Source organism: Bradyrhizobium sp. USDA 376, from assembly GCF_054063675.1.
Genome location: NZ_JBSSGN010000001.1, coordinates 9203297 through 9217276 on the forward strand (window position 1 = coordinate 9203297; position 13980 = coordinate 9217276).

At 60.1% G+C, this 13980-nt stretch carries 8 protein-coding genes and 2 pseudogenes; 4 read left to right on the forward strand and 6 right to left on the reverse strand.

The window, feature by feature from the left end:
- Positions 1-53 precede the first annotated feature (53 nt).
- A complete protein-coding gene (locus tag ACVJ19_RS43235) occupies positions 54-1220 on the forward strand; it encodes a flavin-dependent monooxygenase (protein ID WP_453947768.1) in 1167 nt (388 codons plus the stop codon).
- A 1022-nt stretch (positions 1221-2242) separates the two neighbouring features.
- On the opposite strand, the gene ACVJ19_RS43240 is transcribed toward ACVJ19_RS43235, so the two are convergent.
- A complete protein-coding gene (locus ACVJ19_RS43240) occupies positions 2243-2890 on the reverse strand; it encodes an FkbM family methyltransferase (RefSeq protein ID WP_028144322.1) in 648 nt (215 codons plus the stop codon).
- A gap of 949 nt (positions 2891-3839) precedes the next feature.
- Here ACVJ19_RS43240 and ACVJ19_RS43245 point away from each other — a divergent pair.
- Both ACVJ19_RS43245 and groL read left to right on the forward strand, forming a co-directional pair.
- Positions 3840-4154 (forward strand): co-chaperone GroES, encoded by a 315-nt coding sequence (locus ACVJ19_RS43245; protein WP_011084856.1) that lies wholly within the window; start codon positions 3840-3842, stop codon positions 4152-4154.
- Between the two features lie 82 nt (positions 4155-4236).
- On the forward strand, positions 4237-5877 hold the full coding sequence (groL, locus tag ACVJ19_RS43250) for a chaperonin GroEL (RefSeq protein WP_011084855.1): 1641 nt from the start codon (positions 4237-4239) through the stop codon (positions 5875-5877).
- Positions 5878-7116: 1239 nt separating this feature from the next.
- Here groL and ACVJ19_RS43255 read toward each other — a convergent pair.
- From ACVJ19_RS43255 to ACVJ19_RS43275, 5 genes and pseudogenes are all read right to left on the reverse strand, one after another.
- On the reverse strand, positions 7117-8013 hold the full coding sequence (locus tag ACVJ19_RS43255; protein WP_453947769.1) for a YopT-type cysteine protease domain-containing protein: 897 nt from the start codon (positions 8011-8013) through the stop codon (positions 7117-7119).
- Between the two features lie 610 nt (positions 8014-8623).
- The gene (locus ACVJ19_RS43260; protein ID WP_011084853.1) at positions 8624-9043 is read right to left on the reverse strand and encodes a DUF7694 domain-containing protein; all 420 of its coding nucleotides are present in this window, start codon (positions 9041-9043) and stop codon (positions 8624-8626) included.
- Complete coding sequence (locus tag ACVJ19_RS43265; RefSeq protein ID WP_014497793.1) at positions 9025-9186, reverse strand: hypothetical protein; 162 nt, start codon at positions 9184-9186, stop codon at positions 9025-9027. The genes ACVJ19_RS43260 and ACVJ19_RS43265 overlap by 19 nt, the downstream gene beginning before the upstream one ends.
- A 938-nt stretch (positions 9187-10124) precedes the next feature.
- Positions 10125-11170 (reverse strand): annotated as a pseudogene (locus ACVJ19_RS43270) (IS110 family RNA-guided transposase).
- Positions 11171-11259: 89 nt separating this feature from the next.
- A pseudogene (locus ACVJ19_RS43275) lies at positions 11260-12259 on the reverse strand (IS3 family transposase); the annotation flags it as partial.
- A gap of 173 nt (positions 12260-12432) precedes the next feature.
- On the opposite strand from ACVJ19_RS43275, the gene istA reads away from it, so the two are divergent.
- Positions 12433-13974: an IS21-like element ISFK1 family transposase gene (gene istA, locus ACVJ19_RS43280; protein WP_060907903.1), complete on the forward strand. Its 1542-nt coding sequence runs from the start codon at positions 12433-12435 to the stop codon at positions 13972-13974.
- Positions 13975-13980 lie beyond the last annotated feature (6 nt).

A 13980-nucleotide genomic window follows, 5' to 3' on the forward strand; every position in this document is an offset into this window, starting at 1 on the left:
CAGTCAATGGCTGACGCACGACCATGGTCGGCACAAGACGCGGAGGACGATCTATGAACGCTTCACCCGAAAAGCAATGTCCTGTATCCCACACCGCGGCTGCGACCTGGGATAATCTGTCGCCGCTACTTGTCGAGATCCGTGCGCGTCGCAACGAGTTTGGCCCCGCGCAGGAAATTCCAAAAGAGATCATCGACGGCTTCAGGCGCATCGGTATCTATCGGGCTATGGTCGCGAAGCGATTCGGCGGCGAGGAGCGAACACCAGCCGAATTTTGCCGCCAGATCGAGCGCATCTCCGAGGCCGACGGATCCGCCGGTTGGGTCGCCAGCTTCGGGGATGGAGCTCGCTACCTCGCTGCTCTTCCGGACGACACGCTTCGAAAAGTGTACGCCAATGGACCTGACGTCGTATTGGCGGGTGCGCTCTTCCCGCTCCAGCCCGCCAGGCGATGCGCCGGCGGATTTGTCGTGAACGGCGTGTGGCCATTCGCTAGCGGCTCGCCCGGGGCGGATTTGATAGGAGTTGGTATAACACTGGAAGACGATCCGGCCGGAGACCTCCCGCGTGTAGCGGTGATTCCGGCAGAGAAGGTGACAATCCGGCCCAATTGGGACGTCATCGGACTACGAGGCACCGGAAGCCACGACGTTGTCGTCAGCGACGTCATTGTGCCAGAGCAATGGACCTTGATCCGCGGCGGTCCGGTGACACTTGATGGGCCGATCTATCGTTATCCGTCCGTCGCTTTCGCTGCGCAAGCGCATGCGATCGTCGGCATCGGGATTGCGCGAGCCGCAATAGACGAGGTGATCGCCATGGCCGGAAGCCGCGCCTCGATCACTGGAGCGCCCGTGATGGCTCAGCGCGGCTATGTCCAACTTGAAATCGCCAAAGCCGAATCCATGCTACGTTCCGCTCGTTCCTTCTTTTACGAGGCCACGGAAGAGCTGTGGAAGCAAGCGCTCACGGGCGAGGTAAATCTGAGCACCACGATGCAAGTGCGGCTCGCCGCGACGAACGCCGCGCGGCAGGGCGCTGAGGTCTGCAGGATCTCGAGCGGTCTTGCTGGAACTGAGGCGCTCTATACCAGCAGCAATCTAGCACGCGCCATGTGCGACAGCTTCGTGGTTGCCCAGCACGCAGCTTTAAACGAGGGAACGCTTCAGAGTGCTGGCCTCGCCCTGCTCGGAACTGCAATACAGCCCGGCTTTCCATGAAGTAAGGGGATCAGGCGCGGGCAACAGGCCACGCGAATGGATTACCGGACCGGCGTCATGAAGTGGTCTGCTGCTGAGGACGTGGCGACCTTGTTTCAATGTGAACAAAGACACTACTGGGCTCTCCCTCCTTCAAAACGAAACCTCGTATCCTGGACCATTCGTTCGTCATCCAAACACGGCGATGTTTTTTGAGCCTCTACGCCCCTGCCCGATCATTGACGTGCCGAGCGGGATCTACCTGAATTTCTGCGCAACGGCTCGCGGTTCAACCGACGAACTTTCCAAATCACCGAGCGACGGGGCTCGACTCTCGCGGGCTGTGCCGCCTGGGCGCACGGTGCAGCACTGCACGGCGCAATATCCTGGCACTCGACCTTGCCGCTTATCGATGCGGCACGCCGACACTGGCAAGGGCAGTACGACATTGATGTGAAGCGTACCGTGCACCTCCATCGGAATGATGGATCAATCTGGCTCTTGGCCGCTGCTGGCGGATCGGCATCGACGGCGCGGAAGAGACGCTGCGGCCGCATGAGATCGCGCATCGCCTAACCGGCCATCTTCCGGCTGAAGAGACCCATGTCAGCCCTCCAATACAGCCAGCCCTCTGCCGTTGGGATGGAGTGACATTAGCAAGCTAGACCCGGTTTGGGGCGCGCCGACGAGGCCGCGCGATGGATTGGCGTGATCGGCAGTAGATCCTGGCGACTGCCGGTAGAGCGGAACCGACGAAGCGGCGTCATGAATGTGCGAACGCCTTGCTGCTACATCGGCTGTCCGATCGCCACGGCAGCGCCACGGCGCCACGGCCTTAGCTCCTCAGGATCGGATGGACCCGCTGACTGCCATGGCGCTGGCCGCACCCTACGGACCGGCTGGCGCTCACGCCGGCCCGAAACCGCACACCAATCGGGCTAACGATAGCCGCCCGCCTTGACGATCACCGTTGTGCGGGTGCGGCCATCACAGAGTCCGTTGATCAGGCGCGGCATGAATGAGACGCTAGATATGAGTAGCTGCTAGACACGCGTATTCCTGAGCAATACATCACCTTCCACTGCGCGCGGATAGTGAGCCGCCACTTCAAATGATGGCAATAAGCTAAGAATGGCTTGCAGGCTCAACTGCCCTTCGTAGAGCTCGCGATCACTATATTCGGTGTAGATAAAGCGCGTGTTGCTCAAGGTCCGCATACCGCCGGCGATAACGTCGGCTTCGGCTCCCTGAACGTCCATCCAGATGAAATCGACTCCGTCCAATTTGGCTTCGCTGCACCAGTCGTCAAGCCGCCGTGTTTCAACCGAGACAGGCCGATCAAACCGGACCCAATCATACTCGGTAAGATGATTCTTTGGGCGGCGTATTGAACCGGACAGGTCCCAATCTTTCGCATCCCCATCTGCATTACTCGGATGGAAGTCGATCGTCCCGTTTCGGTCACTGATGGCAATTTCTAGCAGCTTCACCTTATTGAGGGATGGACCGAGCTTCTTCTTGAAGCGCGCGATCGCTCGGGGGTCCGGCTCAAAGCAGTAAAGCTCGGGTTGCGGGCACAGCTCGAGGAACTTTTGCGTATCAGTCCCATCATTGCAGCCAATATCCAGGATGACCGGATTCGGCTTCTGCAGAAGTGAGACGATGTGCTGATGTACTTCTACGGACGACACAGATGCTCTTCCATGGTGCGCGGAGATCGGATGAATTTTGACTTGGAAGTCGATCACACGCCGGAAGCAGCTGCACAACGTATATCAAGGTATATTGCTCTTAAATCCGCCAATCCCTTCGATCCTCGACAGCTGTTTGGATGCCATCGACATCAAAAGGAGGGAGTCTATCGAGCACCTCGCGATGCAATTCTCGACCCTATCGCCGGAAAATGCGGCCTCAGTGAGTCAGATCGCCGTCTTGGCTTTTTGCCAGCCGAAAGAACGCCTTGGTTCAAGCGCCACCTGCCGGATATGATTTATGGCACGTGCCGAGCAGAGTGGCCCCTCGTGCATAGCAACAGCCCCTCATCTCGATGACAATTGCGCAAAAATGCGCGCTCTCGGCTCATGGCCGCCATCTCAGATAGTAGCTCCCGGCACTCTCTTCCTCGGAAACGCAGGCGAGGAACGCAACCGTGAAAGCACAGCGGTACGCGATGTCCGGCGCAATCAAGCTTTCGCGGCGCGTGCAAATTTCTTCAAGTGCTGCCGGCACGATGACCAGGGTGAATTCAATAGGGTTTGAGCGCCGCCGCTGGACACCGCTTGTGGACCGCACGCTTTGTCCGCCACAGCTGCTAGATGGTGCCGTCAGGCGATCACGTGCAATGCCGGCACCGCCGCCAACACGCGCAGTCTTCCGAACTGTCCAACGGCCCCCGGAGCAGCGTTGAAGTGTTCCCGGGATCAAAGCAGTATTCGAAGAAACGCAATGTCATTTTCACGACAGCGGGCGGGCTGGTGCACCTCTACGCGTTTGCTTCTGGACAACACACGCGCAGCCGCTGAATGCTTCAGCGGAACTGGAAGGGCAGATCGCTTAGCGCATTTCTGGCCTGACTCTTGCTACGGGCTGCTTGTCACATTGTGCTTAACTCCAACTTGTTCAGACGCTCAGGAGACCTCTATGAAATTCCGTCCGCTTCACGACCGCGTCGTGGTCAAGCGTATCGACGCAGAAGAGAAGACCGCCGGCGGCATCATCATCCCCGACACAGCCAAAGAAAAGCCATCGCAGGGCGAAGTCATTGCAGTTGGCCCGGGCGGCCACGATGATAGCGGCAAGCTAATTCCGATCGACATCGAAGTCGGTGATCGCGTGCTGTTTGGCAAGTGGTCCGGCACCGAGGTCAAGATCGATGGGCAAGACCTGTTGATTATGAAGGAGAGCGACGTGATGGGTGTTCTCACCGATGTCTTCTCCAAGAAGAAAGCCGCCTAATTCACAGCAAAGCTCACCCCTCCTGAGGAGAGCCCATCGGGCGCGCCAAAGGATGACTTAATAGGGACTGAAGGAATTTTCTATGTCAGCCAAAGAAGTGAAGTTCGGAGTAAACGCGCGGGACCGTATGCTGCGCGGTGTCGACATTCTCGCCAACGCCGTGCAGGTCACGCTCGGTCCGAAAGGCCGCAACGTCGTGCTCGACAAGTCGTTCGGCGCACCTCGAATTACCAAGGACGGCGTTGCCGTCGCCAAGGAGATCGAGCTCGACGACAAGTTCGAGAACATGGGTGCCCAGATGGTGCGTGAGGTCGCTTCGAAGGCTGCGGATGCTGCTGGCGACGGTACCACCACCGCGACCGTCCTGGCCGCTGCGATTGTGCGAGAAGGCGCCAAGTCGGTTGCCGCCGGCATGAACCCGATGGACCTCAAGCGCGGTATCGACCTTGCGGTCGAGGCTGTGGTTGCGGACCTTCAGAAGAACTCCAAGAAGGTCACCTCGAACGACGAGATCGCCCAGGTCGGCGCAATTTCGGCAAACGGCGACCAGGAGATCGGCAAGTTCCTCGCCGACGCGGTGAAGAAGGTCGGCAACGAGGGTGTCATCACCGTCGAGGAAGCCAAGTCGCTCGAGACCGAGCTTGACGTCGTCGAGGGCATGCAGTTCGACCGCGGCTACATCTCGCCCTACTTCGTCACCAACGCCGACAAGATGCGCGTTGAGATGGACGACGCCTACATCCTCATCAACGAGAAGAAGCTCTCCTCGCTGAACGAGCTGCTGCCGCTGCTCGAGGCCGTGGTGCAGACCGGCAAGCCGCTGGTCATCGTCGCCGAGGACGTCGAAGGCGAAGCGCTTGCGACCCTGGTCGTGAACCGTCTGCGCGGTGGTCTGAAGGTCGCGGCCGTCAAGGCTCCGGGCTTCGGCGATCGCCGCAAGGCCATGCTGCAGGACATCGCGATCCTGACCGGCGGCCAGGCGATCTCGGAAGATCTCGGCATCAAGCTCGAGAACGTCACGCTCAACATGCTCGGCCGCGCCAAGAAGGTGATGATCGACAAGGAGAACACCACGATCGTCAACGGCGCCGGCAAGAAGGCCGACATCGAGGCGCGCGTGGCCCAGATCAAGGCGCAGATCGAGGAGACCACCTCGGACTACGACCGTGAGAAGCTCCAGGAGCGTCTCGCCAAGCTCGCAGGCGGCGTCGCGGTGATCCGCGTCGGCGGCGCGACCGAGGTCGAGGTGAAGGAGCGCAAGGATCGCGTTGATGACGCGATGCATGCGACCCGCGCGGCGGTCGAGGAAGGCATCGTCCCGGGCGGCGGCGTCGCCCTGCTCCGTGCTTCCGAGCAGCTCAAGGGTCTGCGCACCGAGAACGACGACCAGAAGACCGGCGTCGAGATTGTGCGTAAGGCGCTGTCCTGGCCGGCCCGCCAGATCGCGATCAACGCCGGCGAGGACGGTTCGATCGTGGTCGGCAAGGTCCTCGACAACGAGCAGTACTCTTTTGGTTTCGACGCCCAGACAGGCGAGTACAGCAACCTCGTTTCCAAGGGTATCATTGACCCGGCCAAGGTCGTGCGCATCGCGGTCCAGAACGCCTCTTCGGTGGCCGGGCTGCTGATCACGACGGAAGCGATGGTTGCCGAGCTGCCGAAGAAGGCTACGGCTGGTCCAGCAATGCCTGCGGCCCCCGGCATGGGCGGTATGGACTTCTGATCGGCCTCCTTAAATTCTCGATGGCATGCAAAACCCTGGCGATAATGTCAGGGTTTTTTGCAGCGAGCGGTCTGTAGCCTGCCAGTCGACGAAGAATACAGCCCATGGGCCTATCGGCCTATCCATGTGCGCGGCGGCAGGCCCCGGCTCAACTTGCTTGTGACCGTTCCTTGGCGGCGACAGGACCGCGTCCGGCACGACGCGCTGAGGGGATGGAATGTGTCTATGCTAACGATATTTTACGTTGGTCGTCCACTAGGCAGATGGCTGGGTGCTAGGCAGCAGGGCATGAACCCGCGCAGGCGCTCTCGCCGGATGCATGCCGTCGGGTTCGTCAGCTTTTGGACAGCTATTCGGTGTACAATGACTCTTGAAGTTAGCGGCGCGTGGTAGGGACAGCGCTCGCCCCGAGTATGCGTGGGGATTTCGGCGCCGAGTCACGCTCCTGCTAACTTCAACCAGTCGCGCATGCGCGGCAGAGACAGCGTCTGATCCATCCACCCGACCAGCGCCCCCGCTGCTTCCCGCGTAATCGGATCCACGCTACCGGGCGCCGGTCATCCGAATTAGCTAAATACCCCCCATGCGAGCGCTCCGCGCAGGAACTCCTCGTCCAAACTTCGCGATGTCACTCGCACTATTCGGCACTTTAATCCGTGAAAGAGTGCTCCAGCTCGGCGCACAATTCCATTGAGAAGCTTGGAACAACACAGCGCTGCAATATCACTGAGTCAGATCGCGGATGAGGTCCTCACCGAAGCCGTCAATCAAGTCCAGCGACGAGAGAAGGCGGATTGTCGCGGAGCTCGTGGCGAGCGATGACTGGCTTTGAGGCGCCGGTGCGACGGCAAGCCGATGCCCCCGGCAGCAGCTATTTGGTTGGTGAGTTCACTATAAAAGCGGCTGGCGGTGATTCCGAAGCAGATCGGCTCCAGCTAGTGCCGACTCTGTGGATGCTTGGTTGCCGACCGGCCCCCTGAGCGCGATTGGGCGTCGGGTAACGCAACCCTACGAGGAGGTTAGCCTAACGGGCCGCCGGTCCGGCCTGAGAGGAAGCGCAGGCGATTGCTCTGACACGCGATGGCGCGGGGCTCACAAACCTCAGTGACCGGCGAACCTATGTCGCTAAACATTCCCCTCTCTGCACTACTTCCAGAGAACTTCCATCGAGAGCATCGATTGAACATCCACAGAAACCGCGGCGGGTGAAACAAGGCGGGCGATGCGGCTGCCTCGTGTCTACCGATGAGGTTCCGCGCGCGGGAATAGGGCAAGGTCCGTTGCATTGGGATGCCCATACCTGATCCTTTGTGTGACGACCGCCGAAATATCACGTTTGTTCAGGGTGCTATAGCGCTCGGCAAGACTCTTAAACAACCCTCCGACCTGATCTGACGGAACAGTAAATTCGCCATAGTTAGGATCAGAGAGGATCGTCGTTCCATTCGACGTTGCCGTTGCAATCGTGTGGGTGCCGGCGCCAGGTTGGACGAATTTCAAGCTGACCAAATGGACGGATGGATCCTGCGCAAGCTCGTTTACGATCTTGTCGATGCACGAAGATGTACCAAACCTATATCGCGTCTCTTCAGCAGATGGTTCTAGGCCGGCGTCACGCAAGATTGTGCTTTTTGCCTGGAAATTGTGAGACCCTTCCGCCTTATCCTCTTTCAATTGAGTCTTAAGCTTTTCAGACTGTTCCTGCCGTCTTGCCGCCGAGCGGTGATTTTCCGTGCCCGGGAGCAGAACCCCCATTCGGGAGGAAGCGCTGCTTGGGAGATCAAGGAGCCACTCCGCGGCCAATCCAACACAGATTCCACTGACATTGGCTTGGGGCAATTCCGCCGTCCTGTAATCGAACAGAGGACGGACAGGGCTAGTGGCAACGGATAACTCGGAGCTGGAGGACAGAGAGGATGTGCTGAGGCCCGAGGTGTTTGAACTATCATCGATTGCATCTGAGGTATGCGGCTTGCTGAAGCAGAGCCCCATTCTATCGAACAATTCGCCGGGCGCCAGGCTCTCCAGCCGCGCGATTTCGGTGAGTGTTTGGGCACATTCGCTACCGTCTGCGGGCCAACTCGATTCCTCAGCTTGCTCAGTATGTGCGTATTCGCCATCGACTCGATTATACATGCTGGTTCACCGGCTTCTTCCGCGTGCGTCTCCTCAGAGGGCGCGCTGCTCACATCTTGCCTGCGACCGATATCGCGGCAAACTGACGAGGAGCTGGCCACCACACAAGCTTAGGGAAGCTATCGCCGTCATGGCAAATTGGCTGTGCGACAGTCCCAGCTTCCGGGCGCTGCTGCAGGTGTGAGGCGGTGGCCGACCAGCTAGTGACTCTTGCACAGTGAAAGAGGTCGCGCTCGTGTAATTTCAGCTTCAGTCAGGATGATGGCTGCGTTAGACGATGCCTTCACCAAACCAGGCTCGGTCGTGGGCTTGAGATCGATCTCACCCTCATCGTGCCGCGCCGCCCGGCGCCCAAAACTTCGCCTCCAAAGAGCGCGCAATTCGCGTCCCCAGTTCGCCCCGTGATCGGCTATCAGCGAGCGAGATGCTGTTGTTCGCTCTGAGGCTGCTCCTGTTTGACAGCGGCATTTCATCTCAGCCCGCCTTGCACGCCGCAACGGCCGAGCGAGCCTGACATACACCCGCTTGTGACATCTCATCGGGACGCCGAACCGGTGCTTGTGCACCCGCTCGGCCTCACCTTGTGCTCGGATATTGTAAACTCAGTCCGTCATGCTGTCGCGCTCATCCGCGCGAACAACGTTGCCGCATCTGAGGGACTCAATCCAACGACGCCTACGAAGCTCGGAGACGGCATCGGAATGTCTCGATAAATGGGTCTCCACAAATGAAGGCAATATCGGCTGTTATTCACATAACGCGAATGTGGCGGATGCAGTTGCATGACGCACTCTTCTTCATCCCAGAACATGTCTTTGACAAAGCACATCTCCTCCCAGTTTGGACAACGCCGCGGTGTCGAAACAGCGACATGCTCCCACCCAGGACGGACAAATGCACTTATCTTTAGTTCACACCCGCAAGGCCCCTGCACAAAGAAGAGACCGCAAGGGCCTGATCCCGGAGCAGTCGCGAACCGGCCATGCTGCACCCGGCCCGCCTCCAGCTTGTCTACCACCTGCGCTCGCACGCCCGCTCCTTTGCCTCTCGGATAGCCCTGAACTCTACGTAGAGGACGTTGTCGCGCAACAAGTCAACCTCCGCGATTCTCGGCCCAGCTTTCCTGAACCACTCTACAACGCACCATCCGCAAAAGCGGTAGATGTCTATCATCACTCACGCTCCTCTAGTTATGCCTCTGGTGCTCGAATTGCGCTCGGTGCCGCCGGTTGCCTGAGGACGGGCGGCGGCACGATCTGTACGTTGAGTTAGGCGACCCGCCGATCGAATCTTCCCGCTACTTATGTAAGTCCGCCATTGAGCCTCTCCGCGGCGAAGCAGTCTTGATCGGTGCCAGGCATTCACTGCTCATCGCCGGCAGAGCGCACATCACGCTTGAGCATGCGAAGTCGGCGGCTCTTGAGGCCTCATCTCGTCTTCAATGAATTGTCCCTCATCATGCCATGCTCTCCTATTGGCGGCGGAATCCAGACTTCATGATGCTCGCAGTTGCCGCACCAGATAGCTCCGGGCGACATTGCTGCTTCTGCGGGAGTGTACTTGATCCCTTGCGGCCTTCTCGCAAAGGCTGAACAGTCCTAATGCGTCAATTATGTGAAAACCATTCAGTTTTATGGCGTCCAAATCGGCTCGTACATAGCCGCAGACGTCTGGAATGCACTTCTTAGCTGGCACATCCAGCGGACCGCTGCGACCTCGATCGTCAGCTAACGGTCAGGAACAATGATTAACCGATCTCATTGGCTGCCACTGCAAATATCGCTCGATTTATAGGCCTCACTAAGATGCGGCCCTTAACGCGTTGGCTACGTGACCTTGCCCCCATATGTGGAACGGCCCGCGAGGCAAGAGCTTTTTCAGTCGATTTCACACATTGGAACGGTGCGGTCATATGTCCGGCCTTTGCGCGCGGCACAATATGGCCGCTGGCCTCGATGAGATCCGCGGAACGAGGAGCTAAATCAAGTTTACGCGCTTGAGCGCATTGGGGGCAGTAGCTTCACTCGTTTCGGGATTTCGTCCCATGGGTTCATCGCCTGTTGTTGCACCTCGCCCTCTGCCGGCCTGCGCCGGTCAGATCGTTTTGGCGGTCACTGCGTCACCGCGGCAATCGCCAATGGGTCGGGACGCCGATAAATTTCACCCTTGTCCAGGAGCGCCCAGATGATCCGCGCCGTCTTATTGGCCTGCGCGACGGCGGCAACCTTGAAGGGGCGTCTGGCGAGAAGCGCCTTCAGCCACGGCCGCGCCCGAACGTCGTTTCGGACAAGCCGCAAGACGGCCGTTGCCCCGACAACGAGGATAGAGCGGAGTTCTGGATTTCCCATCTTCGATATTCGTCCCAACCGCTCTTTGCCTCCGCTTGAATGAGGCCGCGGCGTCAATCCCAGCCAGGCGGCAAAGTGGCGAGCCGACTTGAACCCGCCGGGATCCGGCACAAGCGCTTTGATGGTCGCCGCTGTAATGGCGCCGACGCCAGGGATCGTGGTCAACCGACGCATGTCCTTCGTCGTGCTTGGCCTCCGCGACGATTGCGCGCTCGAGCCTCTCGATCTGGTCGGCTGAAGCTTCAATCTCGTCGGCAATAGCCATCAGCGCGAAGCGCGCTGCTGCGGGCAGGCGTGCATCTGTCTCATCCCGTATGATTGCGACCAGCGCCTCAACCTTTGCCAGGCCGGCGGTGGCGATGATCCCCAATTCTGCCAGATGCGCGCGCAACGCGTTGACCGATTGCGTTCGCTGCCGCACTAGAAGAGCGCGGGGTCTTCAGCACCATCGCGGCAGCCTGTTGCTCAGCCGTCTTAATCGGCACGAAGCGCATGGTCTTTCGGGTCACCGCTTCGCTGATGGCCTCAGCGTCCGCCGAATCCGTCTTGCCACGCTTGACGAAGGGTTTGACATAAGCCGGCGGAATGAGCCGGACCTCATGACCGAGAGCTGCGATCTCGCGCGCCCAATAGTGGGCGCTACCGCATGCTTCCATCCCCACCAGGCATGCTGGCAGCTTCTCAAAGAAACGCAGAACTTCGCTGCGCCGTAGCTTCCGGTTGAACACGGGTGAGCCCTCGGCATCCGCCCCGTGAACCTGGAAAACGTGCTTGGCCAGATCCAGCCCGATGGTGATAACCTGTTTCACGGAACGGTCCCTCCTTTGTGGCGTTCGAACAACGACCACGTTCTAGCACTTTGATGCTGTTGGAGCGGGCCGTTCCACCACATCAAGTTTTATCCGGTCCTGAGTTCGCCCCGGCTGTTGGATTTGCTCGGTTGGGCGGTGGCAGCGGCGGGAGCTGGCGCGGAGCCATCGGCATAGCGCAGCGCCAGATCCCGTCGCGGGTTGCAGGTGAAGGCAAACTCCGATGGTGTTTTCCATCCGAGTTGCGAGTGAGGTCGCGTATCGTTGTAGTCGGCCCGCCAATGTCCGAGTTCGACGCGGGCCTGGGCCAGCGACGTGAACAGCGTCTCGTTCAACAATTCGTCTCGGAGACAGCCATTGAAGCTTTCGATGAAGGCATTCTGCGTCGGCTTGCGGGGCGCGATGTAATGCCAGTCGACACGGCTCTGGTCGGCCCATGTCAGGATGGCGTTGCTGGTCAATTCGATGCCGTTGTCGCTGACCACCATTTTGGGCTTGCCGCGCTCAATCATCAGCCGGTCCAGCTCCCGCGCCACACGGGTGCCGGAGAGTGAGGTGTCGGCCACCAACGCCAGGCATTCGCGCGTGCACTCGTCGACCACGGTCAGGATGCGGAAGCGGCGGCCATCGGTGAGCTGGTCCGAGACGAAGTCGAGCGACCAGCGGTCATTCGGCGCTATCGGCACCACCATCGGCGCCCTGGTCCCGAGCGCCCGCTTGCGGCCACCACGGCGACGGACCGCGAGCCTCTCTTCCCGGTAGAGCCGGAACAGTTTCTTGTGGTTGACCAGATAGCCCTCCCGCCTGAGCAGAACATGCAGGCGCCGATAGCCGAAGCGACGGCGCACCTCGGCAATCGCTCTCATGCGTTGGCGTAGGGCCGCGTCGTCCGCCCGGGTCGTCCGATATCTGATGGTCATGCGGCAACAGCCGATGGCTTTACACGCCCGCCGTTCGCTCATCCCGTGGGCGTCCACGATCGGCCAAAAGCCGCTTCAGCCGCGTGTTCTCATCCTCCAGCGTCCTCAGCCGCTTGGCCTCCGAGACCTCCATCCCGCCAAACTTGGCTTTCCATTTGTAGATGCTGGCTGCGCGTTTCGCGGGATCGTGAGCGCGGATTTCAGGGGATCGTGAGCAGAGATTTCAGACGATCGTGAGCAACGATTTCGCGGGATCGTGAGCAAGGCTTTCGGAGCCTTGCAGCGCTTCGGCCGACAACTCAACCGGCTTAGGGATGACCTCGTGGTTAACGAGGAAGTCCAATGCCTACCCAGAGATTGTCGATGCGCCGGATCAAGGAAGTCCTTCGGTTAAAACATTTTCAAGGCCTGCCAGAGCGGGCCATCGCGCGGAGCGTGGGCGTCAGCAACGGCGTTGTGCACAGCTACCTGAGCCGCGCCCGCTCTGCTGGGTTGAGCTGGCCGCTTCCGGAGGGAATGACCGATGAAGACCTGGAGCTTTTGCTTTTCCCGGCCCCACGACCAGCGTCTCAGAGCCCGCAGCGGCCGGTGCCCGACTGGAGCTACATCGATAAAGAGCTCCGCCGGCGCAACGTAACCCGTCGCCTGCTCTGGGAGGAGTATCGCGCCGTTAATCCCGACGGTTTCGGGTACACGTGGTTCTGCACTACCTACGAGGCCTGGAAGGGGCGGGTCCGACCTTCGATGCGGCAGATTCATCTGGGCGGCGAGAAGGTGTTCGTGGATTTCGCCGGCGACACCATCGACATCGTCGATCCCCTGACCGGGGAAGTGCAGCCGATGAAGCTGTTCGTCGCGGCGATGGGCGCTTCGAACTACACCTACGCCGAGGCCTGCCCCAGCGAGAGCTTGGCCGACTGGATCCGGGCCCACGTCAACTTGTTCACGTTTTTGAGCGGAACGCCGACGTTCGTGGTCTGCGACAACCTCAAAGCCGCCGTCAGCAACCCCGACCGCTACGATCCCGGCCTCAATCGCACTTATGCCGAGATGGCGAGCCATTACGGCACGGCCATTCTCGCCGCACGGCCGCGGCGCCCAAAAGACAAGGCGAAGGTCGAGGTCGCGGTGCAAATCGCCCAGCGCTGGATTCTGGCCCGGCTGCGCAATCAGCGCTTCTTTTCCCGGGCCGAGCTCAACGCCGCCATCAAGACACTCGTCGACGAACTCAATGCTCGTCAAATGCGTGGCTTCGGCTCAAGCCGCGCCGAACTGTTTGCCGAACTCGACAAACCCAAGCTAACCCCGCTGCCAGATCAGCCTTATGCCTTCGCACGCTGGAAGCGCTGCCGCCTCGCTCCCGATTATCATGTCGAGGTCGACGGCCATTGGTACTCCGCGCCGTATCGTCTGATTGGCGAGCTGGTCGATGCCCGTATCGACGATCGGACGGTCGAGATCTTCCACAAGGGCCAGCGGATCGCCAGCCATGCCCGCGCGCCCAACCGACGCGGACACACCACCATCGCCGACCACATGCCCAGCGCCCATCGCCGCTACGGCAAATGGACCCCCGCCGCGGTGATCGCCGCCGGCGAGCGGATCGGTCCTTCGACAGCAGCGTTTTTCCAGGCCGTGATCGACGCCCGGCCCCATCCAGAACAAGGCTTTCGAACCTGCCTTGGCATTCTGGCGCTCGTCAAAAGCTACGGCGCCGAACGCCTCGACGCAGCCTGCCGGAGGGGCATCCTCATCAAGGCGCGCTCCGTCGCCTCGATTAGATCGATCCTCCAGAACGGCCTCGATCGCACGTTCTTCGACGAATCTTTCGAGCACCAGCCCCTGCGCCACGGCAACATCCGCGGACGCGACTACTTCCACTGAAGCAAG